Genomic DNA, 19,473 nt, shown 5'->3' with positions numbered 1-19,473 from the left:
CTCACGGCACGAGGGGTTTTTTGTTGCATCGATCCACCGAAGTCACCGCAGAACCGCAGAAGCCCTCGAATCCGCGAATCCGAAACCTTCGAGAAGAGAATGTCGATGACAGAGCAGGCCACCGGGCCCCATCATCATCCGCAGCCGCGGGCCCGCACCGGCGCGGCGCAGCAGCCCGCCATCGTGGAGCAGGTCACGGGTGCCCAGTCCCTCATCCGCGCGCTGGAAGAGGTGGGGTGCGACACCGTCTTCGGCATCCCCGGCGGCGCGATCCTCCCGGCGTACGACCCGATGATGGACTCCTCGAAGGTCCGCCACATCCTCGTCCGCCACGAGCAGGGCGCCGGCCACGCGGCCACCGGCTACGCGCAGGCCACGGGCAAGGTCGGGGTCTGCATGGCCACCTCGGGGCCCGGCGCCACCAACCTGGTCACCCCCATCGCCGACGCCCACATGGACTCCGTCCCGCTGGTCGCCATCACCGGCCAGGTCGCGTCCAAGGCGATCGGCACGGACGCCTTCCAGGAGGCGGACATCTGCGGCATCACCATGCCGATCACCAAGCACAACTGGCTGGTCACGGACCCGGCGGAGATCCCGCGCACGATCGCCGAGGCCTTCCACGTGGCCTCCACCGGCCGCCCCGGCCCGGTGCTGGTGGACATCGCCAAGGACGCGCTGCAGGCGCGCACCACCTTCGTCTGGCCGCCCCACACCGACCTGCCCGGCTACCGCCCGGTGACCAAGCCGCACGCCAAGCAGATCCGCGAGGCCGCCAAGCTGATCACCCAGGCCAGGCGCCCGGTGCTCTATGTCGGCGGCGGCGTGATGAAGGCGCAGGCCACCGCCGAGCTCAAGGTCTTCGCCGAGCTGACCGGCGCCCCCGTCACCACCACGCTGATGGCGCTGGGCTCCTTCCCCGACAGCCACCCGCTGCACGTCGGCATGCCCGGCATGCACGGCTCGGTCGCCGCCGTCACCGCCCTGCAGAAGGCCGACCTCATCGTGGCCCTGGGCGCGCGCTTCGACGACCGGGTCACCGGCAAGCTGGACTCCTTCGCGCCCTACGCCAAGGTCGTCCATGCCGACATCGACCCGGCCGAGATCGGCAAGAACCGCGTCGCCGACGTGCCGATCGTCGGTGACGCCCGCGAGGTCCTCGCCGACCTGATCGTCGCCGTGCAGCACGAGCACGCCGAGGGCCACACCGGTGACTACGCCGCCTGGTGGGACGACCTCAACCGCTGGCGCGAGACCTACCCGCTCGGCTACGACCAGCCCGAGGACGGCAGCCTCTCCCCGCAGCAGGTCATCCAGCGCATCGGGCAGCTCGCCCCCGAGGACACCATCTTCGCGGCGGGCGTCGGCCAGCATCAGATGTGGGCCGCGCACTTCATCGACTACGAGAAGCCCCAGACCTGGCTCAACTCCGGTGGCGCGGGCACGATGGGCTACGCCGTCCCCGCGGCGATGGGCGCCAAGACCGGCATGCCGGACCGCACGGTGTGGGCCGTCGACGGCGACGGCTGCTTCCAGATGACCAATCAGGAACTGGTCACCTGCGCGCTGAACAACATCCCCATCAAGGTCGCCATCATCAACAACGGCGCCCTGGGCATGGTCCGCCAGTGGCAGACCCTCTTCTACAACCAGCGCTACTCCAACACCGTGCTGCACTCCGGGCCCGCAGTGTCCAATGGTGGCTCCGCCACGGGCTCCGGCAAGGAGCCCTGCGCGGGCACCCGCGTCCCGGACTTCGTCAAGCTCGCCGATGCCATGGGCTGCGTGGGCCTGCGCTGTGAGGACCCGGCCGAGCTCGACGCCGTCATCGAGCAGGCCAATGCCATCAACGACCGCCCGGTCGTGGTGGACTTCATCGTCCATCAGGACGCCATGGTCTGGCCGATGGTCGCTGCCGGGACGTCCAACGACGAGATCCTCGCCGCCCGGGGCGTCCGCCCGGACTTCGGCGACAACGAAGACGACTGAGGGACCGCGAGAAGAGAGTACGAGCCCATGACCAAGCACACCCTCTCCGTCCTGGTGGAGAACACCCCCGGCATCCTCGCCCGGATCGCCGCCCTGTTCTCCCGCCGCGGCTTCAACATCGACTCGCTCGCGGTCGGGGTCACCGAGCACCCCGACATCTCCCGCATCACGATCGTCGTCAACGTCGAGTCGCTGCCCCTGGAGCAGGTCACCAAGCAGCTCAACAAGCTCGTCAACGTGCTCAAGATCGTCGAGCTGGAGGACGCCGCGGCCATCCAGCGCGAGCTCGTCCTGGTGAAGGTCCGCGCCGACAACGAGACGCGCTCCCAGATCGTCGAGATCGTCAAGCTGTTCCGCGCCAAGACCGTCGACGTCTCCCCGGAGGCCGTCACCATCGAGGCCACCGGCGGCACCGACAAGCTCGGCGCCATGCTCAAGATGCTGGAGCCGTTCGGCATCAAGGAGCTGGTGCAGTCCGGCACGATCGCCATAGGCCGGGGCGCCCGCTCCATCACGGACCGCAGCCTGCGGGCGCTGGAGCGCTCGGCCTGAGCCCGGCCGCCGTCCGGTAGGGCGCGCGGCTCGCGCGATCGAGCCGTTCGGTTGGCCGAAGACCGATATACCCGATCCCCGAAGACCTTCCCCCGTCCGCCCGTCATACGGTGGGACGCACAACCGCACTCAAGGAGATACCCCACGTGGCTGCCGAGCTGTTCTACGACAACGACGCCGACCTGTCCATCATCCAGGGCCGCAAGGTCGCGGTCCTCGGTTACGGCAGCCAGGGCCACGCCCACGCGCTGTCGCTGCGCGACTCGGGCGTCGACGTCCGCGTGGGTCTGCACGAGGGCTCGACGTCCAAGGTGAAGGCCGAGGAGCAGGGCCTGCGCGTGGTCACCCCCGCCGAGGCCGCCGCCGAGGCCGACGTCATCATGATCCTGGTCCCGGACCCGATCCAGGCCAAGGTCTACGAGGAGTCCGTCAAGGACCACCTCAAGGACGGCGACGCGCTCTTCTTCGGCCACGGCTTCAACATCCGCTTCGGCTTCATCAAGCCCCCGGCCGGCGTCGACGTCTGCATGGTCGCCCCCAAGGGCCCGGGCCACCTGGTGCGTCGTCAGTACGAGGAGGGCCGCGGCGTCCCGTGCATCGCGGCCGTCGAGCAGGACGCCACCGGCGGCGCCTTCGCGCTCGCCCTCTCCTACGCCAAGGCCATCGGCGGCACCCGTGCGGGCGTCATCAAGACGACGTTCACCGAGGAGACGGAGACCGACCTCTTCGGCGAGCAGGCCGTGCTCTGCGGCGGCGCCTCCGCGCTGGTCAAGGCGGGCTTCGAGACCCTGGTCGAGGCGGGCTACCAGCCGGAGATCGCGTACTTCGAGTGCCTCCACGAGCTCAAGCTGATCGTGGACCTGATGTACGAGGGCGGCCTGGAGAAGATGCGCTGGTCGGTCTCCGAGACCGCCGAGTGGGGCGACTACGTCACCGGCCCGCGCATCGTCAACGACGCCACCAAGGCCGAGATGAAGAAGGTCCTGGGCGAGATCCAGGACGGCACCTTCGCCACCAACTGGATGAAGGAGTACCAGGACGGCCTGCCCAAGTACAACGAGTACAAGAAGGCCGACCAGGACCACCTCCTGGAGACCACCGGCAAGAAGCTGCGCAAGCTGATGAGCTGGATGGACGACAAGGAGTAGGCACCTTGCGGAAGGCCGGGCGGGTCTGCGTGTGCAGACCCGCCCGGCCTTTTGTCCATGGTGTCCAGCCACCCAAGGGTGACGTTTACACAGCGGCGCAGGACCGGGTTGCGACCACCGATACACTGCGGAGCACAAACGCGTCAGGCTCACAGCGTCGTGCGTCTTCCACGCGGCTGCCCCCTTCACCGCCTTCGGCCGTCGGGACGGCCGTCCTCCCCCCGTAGCCCTTCGGGCACGGGAGGGGCTCCCAGGACTAGTGAGGACTGAGACCACGTGAGTACTGCCTCGACTCGTAAACCCGTCGTGCTCATCGCCGAAGAGCTGTCGCCCGCGACGGTCGACGCCCTCGGCCCGGACTTCGAGATCCGGAACTGCAACGGCGCGGACCGCGCCGCGCTGCTGTCCGCCGTCGCCGACGTCGACGCCATCCTCGTCCGCTCCGCCACCAAGGTCGACGCCGAGGCCATCGCGGCCGCCAAGCGGCTGCGCGTGGTCGCCCGCGCCGGCGTCGGACTGGACAACGTGGACGTCTCCGCCGCCACCAAGGCGGGCGTCATGGTGGTCAACGCCCCGACGTCCAACATCGTCACCGCCGCCGAGCTCGCCTGCGGCCTGCTGGTCGCCACCGCCCGCAACATCCCGCAGGCCAACTCCGCGCTCAAGAACGGCGAGTGGAAGCGCTCGAAGTACACGGGCGTGGAGCTGTCCGAGAAGACCCTGGGTGTCGTCGGCCTCGGCCGGATCGGGGTGCTCGTCGCTCAGCGCATGGCCGCCTTCGGCATGAAGGTCGTCGCCTACGACCCCTACGTGCAGCCCGCGCGCGCCGCCCAGATGGGCGTCAAGCTGCTGACGCTGGACGAGCTGCTGGAGGTCTCGGACTTCATCACCGTGCACCTGCCCAAGACCCCCGAGACCCTGGGTCTGATCGGCGACGAGGCGCTGCACAAGGTCAAGCCGAGCGTACGGATCGTCAACGCCGCGCGCGGCGGCATCGTGGACGAGGCCGCGCTGGCCTCCGCCCTGAAGGAGGGCCGCGTCGCGGGCGCCGGCCTGGACGTCTACGCCTCCGAGCCGTGCACGGACTCCCCGCTCTTCGAGTTCGACAACGTCGTGGCCACCCCGCACCTGGGCGCCTCCACGGGCGAGGCCCAGGAGAAGGCGGGCATCGCGGTCGCCAAGTCCGTGCGCCTGGCGCTGGCCGGCGAGCTGGTGCCGGACGCGGTCAACGTCCAGGGCGGTGTGATCGCCGAGGACGTCAAGCCCGCGCTGCCGCTGGCGGAGAAGCTCGGCCGCATCTTCACCGCGCTGGCGGGCGAGGTCGCGGTGCGGCTCGACGTCGAGGTGTACGGGGAGATCACCCAGCACGATGTGAAGGTGCTCGAACTCTCCGCCCTCAAGGGCGTGTTCGAGGACGTCGTCGACGAGACGGTGTCCTACGTCAACGCCCCCCTCTTCGCCCAGGAGCGCGGCGTCGAGGTCCGGCTGACCACGGGCTCGGAGTCCCCGGACCACCGCAACGTGGTCACCGTCCGGGGCACGCTCTCCGGTGGCGCCGAGGTCTCCATCTCCGGCACCCTGGCCGGCCCCAAGCACCTCAAGAAGATCGTCGCGGTCGGCGACCACGACGTGGACCTGGCCCTCGCCGAGCACATGGCCTTCCTCCGCTACGGCGACCGGCCGGGCGTCGTCGGCACGGTGGGCCGCATCCTCGGCGAGGCGGGCATCAACATCGCGGGCATGCAGGTGGCCCGCGCGGTCGAGGGCGGCGAGGCGCTGGTGGCGCTGACGGTCGACGAGTCGATCCCGGCCCCGGTCCTGGCCGAGATCGCCGTGGAGATCGGTGCGGTGTCGGCCCGCGCGGTCGACCTGACGGACTGACGCGACAGCCCGGCGCTTAATGCCAAGGACCCGGCCGCCCGCTCATCGAGCGGGCGGCCGGGCTGTTCGTCACGCTGCGGTGACCGCCTCCGATGCCGCTTCCGGGGCCGTTTCCGCAGCAGCGGGCCGCACTCCCCGCAGCAGCATCGGTGCCAGCACCGCCCCCGCCGTCACCGCCACCGCGGCGCCGACCGCCGCCGCGTGCATGCCCGTGGTGAAGGCGCCGCGGGCCGCCGTCGCCACCGCGGAAGCCATGGGGGAGGGCAAGTGGCCCGCCGCGGCCAGGGCGTTGCCCAGCGTTTCGTGCACCGTCCGGAACGTCTCCGGCGGCAGCGTGGCCGGGACCGCATCCGTCACGTCGTGGCGGTAGAAAGCCGTGCCGAGGCTGCCCAGCACCGCGGTGCCCAGGGCCGCTCCGAACTCCTGACCCGTTTCGAGCAGGGCCGCCGCGGAGCTCGACCGGTGGGGCGGGGCGGTGTCCAGGGCCAGGTCCGTGATCAGGCTCATCACGGTGACGATGCCCACCGCGACGATGCCCGCCGACACCAGGATCACCCAGATGCCCGAGGTGGCACCGGCCGCCAGCGCCGCCAGGTAGCCGACCGCCGCGACGGCGAAACCGCCGCCGATGACATAGGCGCGGTCGACGCCCTTGCGGACCAGTGCCGTCGCCGCCGGAGCCGCGCCGCCCACCGCGACCGACGGAATCAGGCACCACAGTGCCGCCTCCAACGGGCTCTTGCCGAGCACCAGTTGCATGTACTGCGTCGAGAACACCGTGAAGCCGGCCATCGCGAACATGGCCACCGCGTTGACGCCGACCGCCGGGCCGAAGCCACGTCCCCGGAACAGCTCCGGGCTGATCATCGGCTCCTCGGCCGTCCGCTGCCGCCGTACGAAGAGGGCGCCGACCGCGAGCCCGGCGGCGATGGAGAGTGCCGGCCCGGCGGCGAAGCCGTCCGCAGCCATCTCCTTGAGCCCGTAGACGACGGGCAGCACGGCCGCGAAGGAGAGCAGCGAGCTGAGCAGGTCGAAGCGGCGGCCGGTCGGCGGGCTCTTGAACTCCGGTACGAGCAGCGGTCCCAGGATCAGCAGCAGGAGCATGGCGGGCAGGTTGACCAGGAAGACCGAGCCCCACCAGAAGTGGTTCAGCAGGAAGCCGCTGAGCACCGGCCCGAGCGAGATTCCGCTGGCCATGGCCGCCGACCAGATGGCCACGGCCGTGGCGCGCTGTTTGGCGTCGCGGAACATGTTGCGCACGAGCGCCAGCGTCGAGGGCATCAGCGTCGCCCCGCCGATGCCCAGCACGGCCCGGCAGACGATGAGCATGGTGGGGCTCTGGGCGTAGGCGGCGGCCACCGACGCCGCGCCGAAGGCGGTGGCGCCGATCAGCAGCAGCTTGCGGCGGCCGATGCGGTCACCGAGCGCGCCCATGGTCAGCAGCATGCCGGACAGGACGAAGCCGTAGATGTCGAAGATCCACAGCTGCTGGGTGCCGCTCGGCTGAAGATCGCGGGCGATGAACGGCACGGCGAAGTAGAGCACCGAGACGTCCATCGACACCAGCAGCAGCGGCAGCATCAGCACGGCCAGCGCCGTCCATTCCTTCCGTCCGGCGCGTGGGCCGGAGGCGGTCTCGTCATGCGGGTGCATCGGGGTCCCCCTAGTGCGGTACGGCTTGATGCGTACGGCGTATATGAAGTCGCGTACAGCGTAAGCAGCAAGCTGACTCCTGGGCAACGAAGGCGGTTTGGGTGCACTAGGGCACTAGGGCACTCCGCTGCTATTCTCGGCTCATGACCGCACTAGGGCAGCCCGCCGACCCGCCGTACCTCCGCATCGCCGCCGAGCTCCGCGCCCGTATCGCCTCCGGCGAACTGCGGGCGGGGGAGAAGGTGCCGTCCACCCGGCGGATCACCCAGGAGTGGGGCGTGGCCATGGCCACCGCCACCAAGGCGCTCGCGGTGCTGCGGCAGGAGGGGCTGGTGCGGGCGGTGCCCGGTGTCGGCACGGTCGTGCACGCGCCGGACTCGGCCCCCGAGGCCGTGATGGCCGTGCGGGCCCGCCGGCACGGCAAGGTGCAGCGCGGCGCCGATCCGTCGCTCACCAGCGAGCGCGTGGTGCGCACCGCCGTGGCCGTCGCCGACGTCCAGGGCTCCGAGGGGCTGTCGATGCGCGCCATCGCCGGTGAGCTCGGCGTCTCCACCATGGCCCTCTACCGTCATGTGCCCGGCAAGGCCGAGCTGGTGGAGCTGATGGCGGACGCCGTCTTCGGCGACATAGCGCTCCCGGCGCAGGCGCCCGCGCACTGGCGGGGGAGGCTGGAGGCGTCGGCGCGGCTCCAGTGGGCCCTCTACCGCCGCCATCCGTGGCTCGCCAGGGTGATGTCCTTCACCCGGCCGCTGATCTCCTCGAACGCGCTCGCTCTGATGGAGTGGACGATGGAGCCGATCCGTGAACTCCGGCTGTCCGCGAGCGAGATGCTGCACATCACGGTCTCCCTCGCGGGATTCGTCCGCGGCGTCGCCGTGAACCTGGAGGACGAGGCGCTGGCCGAGCAGGACACCGGCCTCACGGACGACGAGTGGATGGAGGCCCGCTTCGAGGAGCTGGGCGCGCTCATCTCCTCGGGCCACTACCCCATGTACGAGCGCATCCTGGCCGACCCCGAAGTCGACTTCTCCCTCGACACGATGTTCGACTTCGGGCTGGCGAGGCTGCTGGACGGGCTGACGGAGCTCATGCACGAGCGGCGCCCGCGTCCGGTGGGGCGGGGGCGCCGCACGGAGTGAGGGCGGGTCGGTGCACGCCGGGCGGGGGCTCGCGCCCGGCGCGCCGGATTCCGCTGCGGGCAAATAGCGTTGCGCCCAAGGGGTCTGACGGGGCGTACTGGACGTAACCGGTACACATTCGTTGTACTGGTTGCCCAAGGACACCAGTCCGCTTTCTCTGGGAGGTTACCCGTGACCGCGACCGGAGCCAAGGCCACCGCCCCGTCCGCCCCCGCCTTCCCCCAAGACCGCACCTGTCCCTATCAGCCGCCCGCCGACTACCCCGGGCTGGCCGCCCACGGGCCGCTGACCCGGGTGACCCTCTACGACGGCCGCCAGGTCTGGGCCGTCACCGGCCACGCCGAAGCCCGCGCCCTGCTCGTCGACCCCCGCTTCTCCTCCGACCGGGCGCACCCGGGCTTCCCCGTCGTCATGCCGCGCGCCGAAAACCAGAGCGACGTGGAGATCCCGCTGATCGGCGTCGACGACCCCCGTCACTCCCGGCAGCGCCGCATGCTCATCCCGCACTTCGGCACCAAGCGCATCGCCGCCATGCGCCCGCAGATCCAGCGGATCGTCGACGGCCTCATCGACACGATGCTGGCCAAGGGAAACGAGGCCGAACTGGTCTCCGCCTACGCCCTGCCCGTGCCCTCGATGGTCATCTGCGCACTGCTCGGAGTTCCCTACGGCGACCACGAGTTCTTCGAGTCCCGCTCCCGCGCCCTGCTCGCCGCGCCCACCGCGGAGGAGGCCGCCGAGGCCAGGGTCGAACTGCAGGACTACCTCCACCGGCTCATCGACACCCGGCAGGGCGAGTCCGGCGGAGGGCTCGAGGGCATCCTCGGCGAGCTCGTCTCCGAACGCCTCGCCGAAGGCGAGCTAGACCGCGACGAACTCGTCATGATGGCCCTCGTGCTGCTCATCGCCGGCCACGAGACCACGTCCAACATGATCGCCCTCGGCACCTTCACCCTCCTCGAACACCCCGACCAGCTCGAAGCATTACGCGCCGAACCGGCGCTGATGCCCGGCGCGGTCGAGGAGCTGCTGCGCTACCTCTCCATAGCCGACGGCCTCGTCCGGGTGGCCACCGAGGACGTCGAGATCGCGGGGCGGACCATCCGCGCCGGGGAGGGCGTCCTGCTCGCCACCTCGGTGATCAACCGCGACGCCGGCGCCTACGAACGCCCGGACGCCCTCGACGTCCGCCGCTCCGCGCGCCACCATGTGGCCTTCGGCTACGGCGTCCACCAGTGCCTCGGCCAGAACCTCGCCCGGACCGAGATGGAGATCGCCCTCGGCACCCTCATCACCCGGATCCCCACCCTGCGACTGGCCGTCGCCCCCGACGAGATCCCCGTCAAACCCGCCGACACCCTGCAAGGCATCTACGCATTGCCGGTCGCCTGGTGACGACCGGAGAACGGAGCACCGCCATGCGTTTGACCATCGATTCCGACGTCTGCATCGGCGCGGGAATGTGCGCCATGACCGCGCCCAGCGTCTTCACCCAGGACGACGACGGCTACGGCGCCGTCCTGCCCGGCCGCGAGGACGGCGGGGGCGACCCCCTCGTCACCGAAGCGCTACGGGCCTGCCCCGCCCAGGCCATCGCCTGGGGGGAGGGCGGCGAAGGCTGACCCGCGCGAGCCGCCCTGGAGGGCGCGTCCGACAGGTCCGTACGGGCCCTTCGGGCGCGCCCTCGACCGTTCCCGGCGTGACCCACCCGGAAGGGTCGGGTCCCAGTCAAAAGATGGCAACGGTTTTCATTTGTGATTGATGTGAAAATCGTTTTCATCTACCTTCGGGGTGAGCCTGCCCACCGAAGGAGCCCCCATGAGCACCCCCTCCGCCGCCCCCACTCCTCGCCGCGCCCGGCCGGCCGTGCGCATCTCGTCCGCCGCCGCCATGGCAGTGCTGACAGCCGTGTCCGCCGCCGCCTGCTCGACTTCGAGCCCGGCCTCTTCCTCGTCGAAGACGGGCGGCAGCACGCCGGACGGCGCTTCGGGCAGGACGATCCGGGTGGTGGCCGCCGAGAACTTCTGGGGCAGCATCGCCGCCCAGCTCGGTGGCGGCCACGTCCACGTGGCCAGCATCATCGCCAACCCCGACACCGACCCGCACGACTACGAGCCGACCGCCGCCGACGCCCGTACCGTCGCCGGCGCCCGGTACGCGATCGTCAACGGCGTCGGCTACGACGCCTGGGCCGACAAGCTCCTCGCCGCCAACCCGGCGGCCGGACGCGCGGAGCTGAAGGTCGGCGACCTGGCCGGCGTCAAGCCGGGCGGCAACCCGCACCGCTGGTACGCGCCGGACGACGTCCACCAGGTCATCGAGAAGATCACCGAGGACTACAAGAAAGCCGACCCCGCCGACGCCGCCTACTTCGACCAGCGGAAGAAGGACTTCGAGACCAAGGACCTGGCCACCTACAACAAGCTCATAGCGGACATCAAGAGCACGTACCACGGCACGCCCATCGGCGCCTCGGAGTCCATCGTCAGCCCCCTCGCCGACGGCCTGGGGCTGAAGATGCTCACGCCCCGGACGTTCCTCGACGCGATGAGCGAGGGCGCCGACCCCACGGCCAAGGACAAGGCCGCCATCGACGACCAGATCAAGAACAAGCAGATCAAGGTCTACGTCTACAACACCCAGAACTCCACGCCGGACGTGCAGGCCCAGGTCAAGGAGGCCAAGGACGCGGGCATCCCGGTGGCCGCCGTCACCGAGACCCTGACGCCCGCCGACGCCACGTTCCAGCAGTGGCAGACCGCCCAGCTCCAGGGCATCGAGCAGGCCCTGGCCAAGGCCACCGGGCGATGAGCCGCATCATGGACCCCGCGACGGAGGCGGACGAGCGGCGCGTGCCCGCTCCCGGGGCGGACGGCGACGGCCCGGTGCTCGCGCTCCGCGACGCCGCCGTGCGCGTGGGCGGCCGCACCCTGTGGTCGGGGGTGAACCTCCGCGTCGACGCGGGGGAGTTCACGGCCGTCCTCGGCCCCAACGGCGTCGGCAAGTCCACCCTCGTCAAGCTGGTGCTCGGGACCGTGCCCGCCGCGGCCGGCGACGTACGGGTCCTCGGGAAACCTCCCGGCCGGGCCAACCACCGCATCGGCTACATGCCGCAGCGCCGCGCCTTCGACACCTCGATGCGCCTGCGCGGCACCGACGTGGTCCGCATGGGCCTGGACGGCGACCACTGGGGCGTGCCGCTGCCGTTCCCGGGCCCCCGCCGCCGCGCCGCCCGCGCCCGCGTCGAGGAGGTCATCGAACTGGTCGGGGCGTCGGCGTACGCCCACCGGCCCATCGGCCAGTGCTCCGGAGGCGAACAGCAACGCCTGCTCATCGCGCAGGCCCTGGTACGCCGTCCGCGACTGTTGCTTCTGGACGAGCCGTTGGACAGCCTGGACCTGTCGCATCAGGGTGACGTGGCAGCGCTGACAGGGCGTATCTGTCATCGGGAGGGCGTGGCCGTGGTGATGGTGGCCCACGACGTGAACCCGATACTGCACCACCTGGACAAGGTGGTCTATCTGGCCGGGGGCGGATCCGCCACCGGGACACCGGAGGAAGTCATCACCTCCGCCACCCTGACGCGTCTCTACGGAACGCGCGTGGAGGTGCTGCGCGCCTCCGACGGGCAGTTGGTCGTCGTCGGCCGGCCGGAGACGACCGGAGGCGGCCATGCTGCCGGCTGACCTCGCCTCGCCGCTCTGGTCGTGGAACCTCGTCGCCGACTTCCAGCAGATGTGGTCGTTCCCGTTCATGGTCAATGCCTTCCGCGCGGGCACGATCGTGGCCGTGGCCGCGGCGGCGGTCGGATGGTTCGTGGTGATGCGGAGGCAGACCTTCGCCGCCCACACCGTCTCCGCCGTGGCGTTCCCCGGCGCTGCCGGGGCCGTACTGCTCGGGGCGGGTGCCGTCTACGGCTATTTCACGCTCTGCATCGCCACCGCCCTGGTCATCGCGGCTGTCCGGGGCCGCGGCGACCGCGAGGAGTCCGCGCTGACCGGGACCGCCCAAGCCTTCCTCCTCGCCTGCGGATACCTCTTCATCGCCCTGTACAAGGGGCTGTTGGAGGGCCCGCAGACGATCCTCTTCGGCACCTTCCTCGGCATCACCGACGGCCAGGTGACCCTGCTGCTCTGCGTCGGCGCGGCCGTCCTGGCGATACTGGCGCTCATCGGCCGGCCGCTGCTGTTCGCCTCCGCCGACCCGCAGGTCGCCACCGCGCACGGCGTACCGGTGCGTGCGCTGTCCGTCGTCTTCCTCGTGCTGCTCGGGGCGGCGACCGCCGAGGCGGGCCAGATCACCGGGACCCTGCTGGTCTTCGCCCTCATGGTGATCCCCGCGGCCACCGCCCAGACCCTCACCGCCCGCCCGGCCGCGAGCCTCGCCCTGGCCGTGCTGCTGGGCCTCACCGCCACGTGGGCAGGGCTGGCCGCCGCCTACTACTCGCCCTATCCGCTGGGCTTCTTCGTGACCTCGTTCGCCTTCGCCGGATACGTCATCGCCCTGGGCACGCGCGCACTGCGCGGCCTGCGCACCCCGTTCGCCGTGACCGTCCCGACCGAGGAGGCCGCATGACGACCGATCTCCTGGCCTCGTCGCCGCTGTCCCAGCCGTTCTTCCAGCACGCGCTGCTGGCCGGAACGCCGATCGCGGCCGCCTGCGGACTGGTCGGGTACTTCCTCGTGCTGCGGGCCCAGGTCTTCACCGCGGACGCGCTCAGCCACGTCGCCTTCACAGGTGCCATGGCCGCCCTCGCCTTCGGCTGCGACCTGCGCCTGGGGCTGCTGGTCGCGACGGTCGCCATCGCGTTGCTCTTCGGCACCCTCGGCCGCCGGGCCCGCCCGGACGATGTCGTCATAGGGAGCGTCTTCTCCTGGGTCCTGGGCCTGGGCGCGTTCTTCGTCTCCCTCTACACAACGTCCCGCAGCACCGCCGACGGCACGGCCGGCGTCAGCGTCCTGTTCGGTTCGGTCTTCGGTATCTCCGCCGGCCGGGCGACCGCCGCCGCCTGGCTCGCCGCCGGGATCTGCCTGGTGATGCTGATCGTCGCGCGCCCGCTGCTGTTCGCCACCGTCGACGAGGCCACGGCTGCGGCCCGCGGCGTCCCGGTGCGCCTGCTCGGCTACGGCTTCCTCGCCGCGGCCGGCCTCAGCGCCGCCGAAGCCACTCAGGCGGTCGGCTCCCTGCTGCTGCTCGGGCTGCTCGCCGCCCCCGCCGGGGCCGCGATCCGGCTGACCGACCGCCCCTACCGGGCACTCGCGCTCTCCGCCGGCCTCGCGGTGGCGGAGACGTGGGCGGGGCTGTTCGCCTCGTACGCCGTCCCGAAGATGCCGCCGAGCTTCGCGATCATGGCTGCCGCGACGGCCGTGTACGCCGTCACCTTCCTCATACGCCGCCCCGCCGCCACCCGCCCCCGTATCCGCACCCCGGCCCCCGCAAGGAGCTGAGGGCAGGCATCGAGAGAAGGCATCGCGAATGGTGAGCAATCGACCGCGCACCACCGCACCCCACGACGTGGTGCTGATCGGAAGGTCCACACAGCAGCGCGCCCTGGTACTGGGCGCCCTGATCGTGGCGGAAGGGTTCGTCAGCGCCCAGGCCCTGCACAAGCAACTGGTGGGCACCGGCTCGTCGGTGGGTCTCTCCACGGTCTACCGCACCCTGACGGCGCTGGCCGAGGCAGGACGCGCGGACATCGTCCGCGACACCAACGGCGAACGGCTCTTTCGCCACCGTCCCGGCCCCGACCACCGCCACTACCTGCTGTGCACCGAGTGCGGCCTCAGCCTGCCCGTCGAATCCGGCCCCGTGGAGAAGTGGGCGGAGAGGGTTGCCCGCAGCTCGGGTTTCGCGAACGTCCGGCATGTCGTCGAGCTCTCCGGCATCTGTCCGGACTGCGAACGGCAGCCGGGGCAGGCCACTTGAGGCTCAGCGCCTCGGCTCAGTGGTCGTCCCAGTGCCCGTCGTGCCGGGCGTGACGGTGCCCGTCGTGGAGGTAGTCGATGTGGTCACCGTGCGGCACGGCGACGTGCCCGCAGCCGGCGCCGTGCTCGTGCGTGTGGTTCGCGTGCACGGCGTGGACCGCGGGCTCGCACTCGTCGATGTGGTCCTCATGGGTCCGGTGCAGGTGGCCGTCGTGCACGTAGTCGATGTGGTCACCGTGCGGCACGGCGACGTGCCCGCAGCCGGCGCCGTGCTCGTGCGTGTGGTTCGCGTGAGAAGTGTGAGTGCTGGTCAGCATGGGTACAACCTTCCCTCTCCCCCGCGGAATCGGATCTTTCCGACCGCAGGGCCTGCCCCTCCATCGTCACCCCACGCCCGGCCATCGCGAAAGTCGCCGAAGTCGGCCGAAATCACTCCCCGTCCCACGGGCCCCACCGACACCCGCCTCCGCTAGGCCTGCTCCAGCCGGGCCGCCTTGAGTGTCATGTGGAGCAGCAGCCGGCCCTCGCCGTCGTCCAGGTCGAGGCCGGTGAGCTGCTCCACGCGGCCCAGCCGGTAGTACAGCGTCTGCCGGTGGATGCCGAGCGCCGCCGCCGCGCGCCCGGCCTGCCCCGCGCAGTCGAGGTAGACCTCGGCCGTACGGGCCAGCTCGGTGTGCGCCCCCTCCAGCAGCGGCAGCACCGCCGGATCCGCCGCATGCCCGGCCGCCAGCCCCGTCAGCACCCGGTACGGGCCGATCCCCGCCCACTCCGCCACCGGGCCCAGCCGGCGCTCCGCGGCCGCCGCACGCGCCGCCCCCAGCGCCTCCGCCCATGCGACGTGCGCCTCGGTCAGGCCGCGCCGCGGCGTGCCGACCCCGGCCGCCGCCAGCCCCGGATAGGCGCTCTCCGACGGCCCCGACGCCACGCGCCGCCCCGCCCGGGGCGAGCGCAGCAGCCGGTCCGCCGCCGTACGGGCCGGGGCGGGGGAGGCCGTCGCACGCAGCCGGATCAGCGCGGCGAGCGCCGCCGAGCCGTCCGGCAGCACGCCCGGCACCGCGCACATCGCGGCCACCCCCGACTGCGCCGCCAGCGCCGACCCCGTGCCGTCCCCGGCCCGCTCCGTCTCCCCCTCGCCCTCCCCGTCGCCCGTCATCCGCCACGGCGCCACCGCCACCACCGCCAGCGGCCCGTCCGCCGCCGGGCCCAGCGCCTCCCGCAGCGCCCCGCGGGCCGCCTCCCGGCCCCCGGGCCGGGCCGTCAGCAGATCCCGCAGCAGCTCGCCCAGCTCGGCCCCGGCACGCGCCTCCGCGGCCAGCAGCGCCCCGATCCGGGCCGCCGTCTCCATCGCCTGCGCCAGCCGGGGGTCCGCGAAGGGCACCGCCAGGTCGAGCCCCGCCAGATGCTCGTCGTCCAGCAGCCACACATAGCCGTGCACCACGCCGCGGTGCCGCACAGGCAGGCAGATCCGGCCCTTGAACACCCCGGCCGCGGGGTCCGGCGGAATCCGCAGCGGCGTCTGGGCCCGCGCGATGCCGAACGCCTCGAACCAGGCCCGTACCGCAGCCGTCGACCGCCGCTGGAGGATCGAGCGCGTGCGCACCGGGTCCATCGTCAGTTCGAGGTCGTCGTCACCCCCGTGGGCGCCGAAGGCGATCAGTGCGAAATCCCGGTCCTCCAGCGTCGCGGGGGCGCCGAGCGCCGCCGAGATCTCGTCCACCAGCTGCTGATACTCACCCCGCATGGCGCGCCCTGTTCCCTTCGTGCCGGACCGGTCGTGCAAGCCGCGCCATCATTGTCATACATCTGTCTGAGATCCCGGCCACGAATACGTGACAGCTGTCGATGGCCGCAAGATGGCGTGAACTCTACGTTTCACGATGAGTTACTTATGCCGTCTCCCCAGGTGGGGACGGCCGTCATCGTGGAGGTGCCCGTGCTGGGTCCCGTGATCCTCGCTGCGTCGCGCAGCGACAAAATGCGCCGTTTCGTGTCGGCTGCCCCGGGCACCAAGCAGGTCGTCGACCGCTTCATCGCCGGCGAGACCGTCGAGCAGGTCATCCCGGTCGTCGAGGACGCGACGGCCAAGGGCCTCGAGGTCACCCTGGACGTGGTGGGCGAGGACATCACCACCGTCGAGCAGTCCCACGCCGCGCGCGACGCCTATCTGGAGCTGGTCGGGCGCCTGAAGGAGCTCGGCCTCGGTGCCAGGGCCGAGATGTCCGTCAAGCTGTCCATGTTCGGCCAGGCGCTGGAGGGCGGCCACGAGCTCGCCCTCGCCAACGTCCGCCCCGTCGTCGAGGCGGCCGCCGCCATCGGCACCACGGTCACCCTGGACGCCGAGGACCACACCACCCTCGACTCGATGTTCGCCATCCATGAGGAGCTCCGCAAGGACTTCCCCGAGACCGGCTGCGTCATCCAGGCGTACCTCTTCCGCACCGAGGACGACGCCCGCCGGCTCGCCGCGGCCGGCAGCCGGGTGCGTATCGTGAAGGGTGCGTACAAGGAGCCCGCCTCCGTCGCGTACCAGGACAAGGCGGAGATCGACAGGGCGTTCGTCCGCATCGTCAAGATCCTGATGGCGGGCGAGGGCTACCCCATGATCGGGTCGCACGATCCGCGCCTGATCGCCATCGCCCAGGAGCTGGCCCGGCAGGCGGGGCGCAAACTGGACGAGTACGAATTCCAGATGCTGTACGGCATCCGCAGTGACGAGCACGTCCGCCTGGCGGCGGAGGGTCAGCGGATGCGCGTGTACACGGCGTACGGCACCGACTGGTACGGCTACTTCATGCGCCGCCTCGCCGAGAAGCCCGCGAACCTGCTGTTCTTCGCCCGCTCCATCCTCACCAGGGGCTGAGGTGAGCGGTGGTTGTCGTCACCCAGGTGCATCCTGGGTGACGACAGCCACCGCCCTTGGCCGGCTGAGCCGGACCCTGTTCCGGTCCATAAGGAGTAACGGAACCCGTGACTCCGCCCCGTAGGGCTTCTCACGCCCTCGCCGCAGCGAGGTCGTGACGGTCAAGCCCCGACCGCTGATCAACATACGTCACCGCTTCAGTTCCTCTCAGCTGAAGACAGGGATTCATCCGGAAGAGGTAACCCATGGACGCCGTCACCCAGGTCCCCGCGCCGGTCAACGAGCCGGTGCACAGCTACGCGCCCGGCAGCGCCGAGCGCATCCGGCTCGAGGTCAAGCTCAAGGAGCTGGCCGAGAACCCGATCGACCTGCCGATGACGATCAACGGCGAGAAGCGGATGGGCGGCGGCGAGCCGTTCCAGGTCGTCCAGCCGCACAACCACGCGGCCGTGCTCGGCACCTTCAACAACGCCACGCAGAAGGACGCCCAGGACGCGATCGACGCCGCGCTGGCCGCCGCCCCGGCCTGGCGCGCGATGTCCTTCGACGACCGCGCCGCGATCATCCTGCGCGCCGCCGAGCTGCTGGCCGGCCCCTGGCGCGAGACGCTGGCCGCCTCCACCATGCTGGGCCAGTCCAAGACCGCGCAGCAGGCGGAGATCGACACCCCCTGCGAGCTCGTCGACTTCTGGCGCTTCAACGTGCACTTCGCGCGCCAGATCCTCGCCGAGCAGCCGGTCGCCAACTCCGCGGGCGTGTGGAACCGCAGCGACCACCGGCCGCTGGAGGGCTTCGTCTACGCGATCACGCCCTTCAACTTCACCGCCATCGCGGGCAACCTGCCGACCGCCCCGGCCCTGATGGGCAACGTGGTCGTCTGGAAGCCGTCCCCGACCCAGACCCACTCCGCGGTGCTGCTGATGCAGCTGCTGGAGGCGGCGGGCCTGCCCAAGGGCGTCATCAACCTGGTGACCGGTGACGGCATCGCCGTCTCCGAGGTGGCCCTGAACCACCCCGAGCTGGCCGGCATCCACTTCACCGGCTCGACCAAGACCTTCCAGTACCTGTGGAAGACGGTCGGCAACAACATCGAGAACTACAAGTCCTACCCGCGCCTGGTCGGCGAGACCGGCGGCAAGGACTTCGTCGTCGCCCACCCGAGCGCCGACCGCGCGATCCTCAAGACCGCGCTGACCCGCGGTTCCTTCGAGTTCCAGGGCCAGAAGTGCTCGGCCTCCTCCCGCGCCTACGTCCCCCGCTCCATCTGGGAGGACGGCTTCAAGGAGGAGTTCGCGGCCGAGGTCGACGGCATCGCCATGGGTGACGTCACCGACCTGTCGAACTTCATCGGCGCCGTCATCGACGAGCGTGCCTTCGCCAAGAACAAGGCCGCCATCGACCGCGCCAAGTCCGACCCGTCCTGCACCGTCGTCGCGGGCGGCAGCTACGACGACTCGGTCGGCTACTTCGTCCGCCCGACCGTCATCGAGTGCACCGACCCGGGGAACGAGGTCTTCACGACCGAGTACTTCGGCCCGATCCTCGCCGTCCACGTCTACGAGGACGCCGACTTCGACGCGATGCTCGCCCAGATGGAGTCCGTCTCGGCGTACGCCCTGACCGGCTCGGTCATCGGCCAGGACCGCGCCGCGGTGGCCGACGCGATGGACAAGCTCCGCTTCGCCGCGGGCAACTTCTACATCAACGACAAGTCGACCGGTGCCGTCGTCGGCCAGCAGCCCTTCGGCGGCGGCCGCGCCTCGGGCACCAACGACAAGGCCGGTGCCGCGACCAACCTCCAGCGGTGGGTCTCGACCCGCTCGATCAAGGAGACCCTGGTTCCGCCGACCGAGTACGGCTACCCCCACATGGGCTGATCCGCCCCCGCGCGAAACTCCGCCCCTGCCCGGCCCCCCAGCCGGCCGGGGGCGGTTTCCATGTCCGGGTCCATGTCCGGCCGGCGTGTCGTCTCAGATAGTAGGAAGTCCGAGTAATCATGCAGACAGCGCCGCGGCGCTGTTCTAGCGTGGAGGCAGCCGAACCTCCCGCTCCATCGAGCGAAGGCGGTTGCGGCCCGGTGCCCTGGCGCAGGTGATCCCTGCGGCACCGCGGCCCCCGCCCCTGTCGACCGGCTTCCCTCCACCTTCTCGTGGCTCTCGGCAAGAGGAGACGTGACCCATGGCCGCAACCGCCGTCCGCAGGACTCGCCGCATCGCCCGTACGGCCGACAGCGCTCAGCGCGACAGTGACCGGGCCAACGCCGCCGCCGCGCTCCAGCGCGCGCTCGACCGCCGTGACAACGGCGGCGTGACCGGTCACTGAGTCCC

General features: G+C 71.0%; 18 protein-coding genes. 15 read left to right on the top strand and 3 right to left on the bottom strand.

Annotation, left to right across the window (positions count from 1 at the left end; genetic code table 11):
* Positions 1–99: 99 nt before the first annotated feature.
* The 4 genes from FHS39_RS00715 (at position 100) to serA (ending at position 5,570) form a co-directional block, all read left to right on the top strand.
* Positions 100–1,989, top strand: coding sequence for an acetolactate synthase large subunit (locus FHS39_RS00715; RefSeq protein ID WP_184345784.1), 1,890 nt, complete (start codon positions 100–102; stop codon positions 1,987–1,989).
* A 27-nt stretch (positions 1,990–2,016) separates the two neighbouring features.
* On the top strand, positions 2,017–2,541 hold the full coding sequence (gene ilvN / locus FHS39_RS00710; RefSeq protein WP_184345783.1) for an acetolactate synthase small subunit: 525 nt from the start codon (positions 2,017–2,019) through the stop codon (positions 2,539–2,541).
* A gap of 146 nt (positions 2,542–2,687) precedes the next feature.
* Positions 2,688–3,689 (top strand): ketol-acid reductoisomerase, encoded by a 1,002-nt coding sequence (ilvC, locus tag FHS39_RS00705; RefSeq protein ID WP_184345782.1) that lies wholly within the window; start codon positions 2,688–2,690, stop codon positions 3,687–3,689.
* A gap of 276 nt (positions 3,690–3,965) precedes the next feature.
* A complete protein-coding gene (gene serA / locus FHS39_RS00700; protein ID WP_184345781.1) occupies positions 3,966–5,570 on the top strand; it encodes a phosphoglycerate dehydrogenase in 1,605 nt (534 codons plus the stop codon).
* A 69-nt stretch (positions 5,571–5,639) separates the two neighbouring features.
* Here the strand turns inward: serA and FHS39_RS00695 are convergent, their stop codons facing one another.
* Complete coding sequence (locus FHS39_RS00695; protein WP_184345780.1) at positions 5,640–7,223, bottom strand: MFS transporter; 1,584 nt, start codon at positions 7,221–7,223, stop codon at positions 5,640–5,642.
* Between the two features lie 143 nt (positions 7,224–7,366).
* Between FHS39_RS00695 and FHS39_RS00690 the strand changes: the two genes are divergently transcribed.
* The 8 genes from FHS39_RS00690 to FHS39_RS00655 all read left to right on the top strand — a co-directional run bounded on the left by FHS39_RS00690 (position 7,367) and on the right by FHS39_RS00655 (position 14,287).
* A complete protein-coding gene (locus tag FHS39_RS00690) occupies positions 7,367–8,362 on the top strand; it encodes a TetR/AcrR family transcriptional regulator C-terminal domain-containing protein (RefSeq protein WP_184345779.1) in 996 nt (331 codons plus the stop codon).
* Positions 8,363–8,533: 171 nt separating this feature from the next.
* Positions 8,534–9,757, top strand: coding sequence for a cytochrome P450 (locus FHS39_RS00685; RefSeq protein ID WP_184345778.1), 1,224 nt, complete (start codon positions 8,534–8,536; stop codon positions 9,755–9,757).
* 23 nt (positions 9,758–9,780) lie between these two features.
* On the top strand, positions 9,781–9,984 hold the full coding sequence (locus tag FHS39_RS00680; protein WP_184345777.1) for a ferredoxin: 204 nt from the start codon (positions 9,781–9,783) through the stop codon (positions 9,982–9,984).
* Positions 9,985–10,180: 196 nt separating this feature from the next.
* Positions 10,181–11,173 (top strand): metal ABC transporter solute-binding protein, Zn/Mn family, encoded by a 993-nt coding sequence (locus FHS39_RS00675; RefSeq protein ID WP_184345776.1) that lies wholly within the window; start codon positions 10,181–10,183, stop codon positions 11,171–11,173.
* Between the two features lie 8 nt (positions 11,174–11,181).
* On the top strand, positions 11,182–12,048 hold the full coding sequence (locus FHS39_RS00670; protein WP_184345775.1) for a metal ABC transporter ATP-binding protein: 867 nt from the start codon (positions 11,182–11,184) through the stop codon (positions 12,046–12,048).
* A complete protein-coding gene (locus FHS39_RS00665; protein WP_184345774.1) occupies positions 12,035–12,937 on the top strand; it encodes a metal ABC transporter permease in 903 nt (300 codons plus the stop codon). The genes FHS39_RS00670 and FHS39_RS00665 overlap by 14 nt, the downstream gene beginning before the upstream one ends.
* Positions 12,934–13,809 (top strand): metal ABC transporter permease, encoded by an 876-nt coding sequence (locus FHS39_RS00660; RefSeq protein ID WP_184345773.1) that lies wholly within the window; start codon positions 12,934–12,936, stop codon positions 13,807–13,809. The genes FHS39_RS00665 and FHS39_RS00660 overlap by 4 nt, the downstream gene beginning before the upstream one ends.
* A 28-nt stretch (positions 13,810–13,837) precedes the next feature.
* On the top strand, positions 13,838–14,287 hold the full coding sequence (locus FHS39_RS00655; protein ID WP_184345772.1) for a Fur family transcriptional regulator: 450 nt from the start codon (positions 13,838–13,840) through the stop codon (positions 14,285–14,287).
* A 16-nt stretch (positions 14,288–14,303) separates the two neighbouring features.
* Here the strand turns inward: FHS39_RS00655 and FHS39_RS00650 are convergent, their stop codons facing one another.
* Both FHS39_RS00650 and FHS39_RS00645 read right to left on the bottom strand, forming a co-directional pair.
* Positions 14,304–14,603 (bottom strand): hypothetical protein, encoded by a 300-nt coding sequence (locus FHS39_RS00650; protein WP_184345771.1) that lies wholly within the window; start codon positions 14,601–14,603, stop codon positions 14,304–14,306.
* Positions 14,604–14,755: 152 nt separating this feature from the next.
* The gene (locus tag FHS39_RS00645; RefSeq protein WP_184345770.1) at positions 14,756–16,027 is read right to left on the bottom strand and encodes a PucR family transcriptional regulator; all 1,272 of its coding nucleotides are present in this window, start codon (positions 16,025–16,027) and stop codon (positions 14,756–14,758) included.
* A gap of 192 nt (positions 16,028–16,219) precedes the next feature.
* On the opposite strand from FHS39_RS00645, the gene FHS39_RS00640 reads away from it, so the two are divergent.
* The 3 genes from FHS39_RS00640 (at position 16,220) to FHS39_RS00630 (ending at position 19,468) form a co-directional block, all read left to right on the top strand.
* Positions 16,220–17,146: a proline dehydrogenase family protein gene (locus FHS39_RS00640; RefSeq protein ID WP_184346600.1), complete on the top strand. Its 927-nt coding sequence runs from the start codon at positions 16,220–16,222 to the stop codon at positions 17,144–17,146.
* 245 nt (positions 17,147–17,391) lie between these two features.
* Entirely contained in the window at positions 17,392–19,023 is a 1,632-nt protein-coding gene (pruA, locus tag FHS39_RS00635; RefSeq protein ID WP_184345769.1) for an L-glutamate gamma-semialdehyde dehydrogenase, read from the top strand.
* Between the two features lie 301 nt (positions 19,024–19,324).
* Positions 19,325–19,468, top strand: coding sequence for a hypothetical protein (locus tag FHS39_RS00630; protein ID WP_107072705.1), 144 nt, complete (start codon positions 19,325–19,327; stop codon positions 19,466–19,468).
* The last annotated feature ends 5 nt before the right edge of the window (positions 19,469–19,473 follow it).

It is taken from the genome of Streptomyces olivoverticillatus, from assembly GCF_014203555.1.
Classification (GTDB): domain Bacteria; phylum Actinomycetota; class Actinomycetes; order Streptomycetales; family Streptomycetaceae; genus Streptomyces; species Streptomyces olivoverticillatus.
This window is presented reverse-complemented; position numbering and strand designations above follow the sequence as displayed.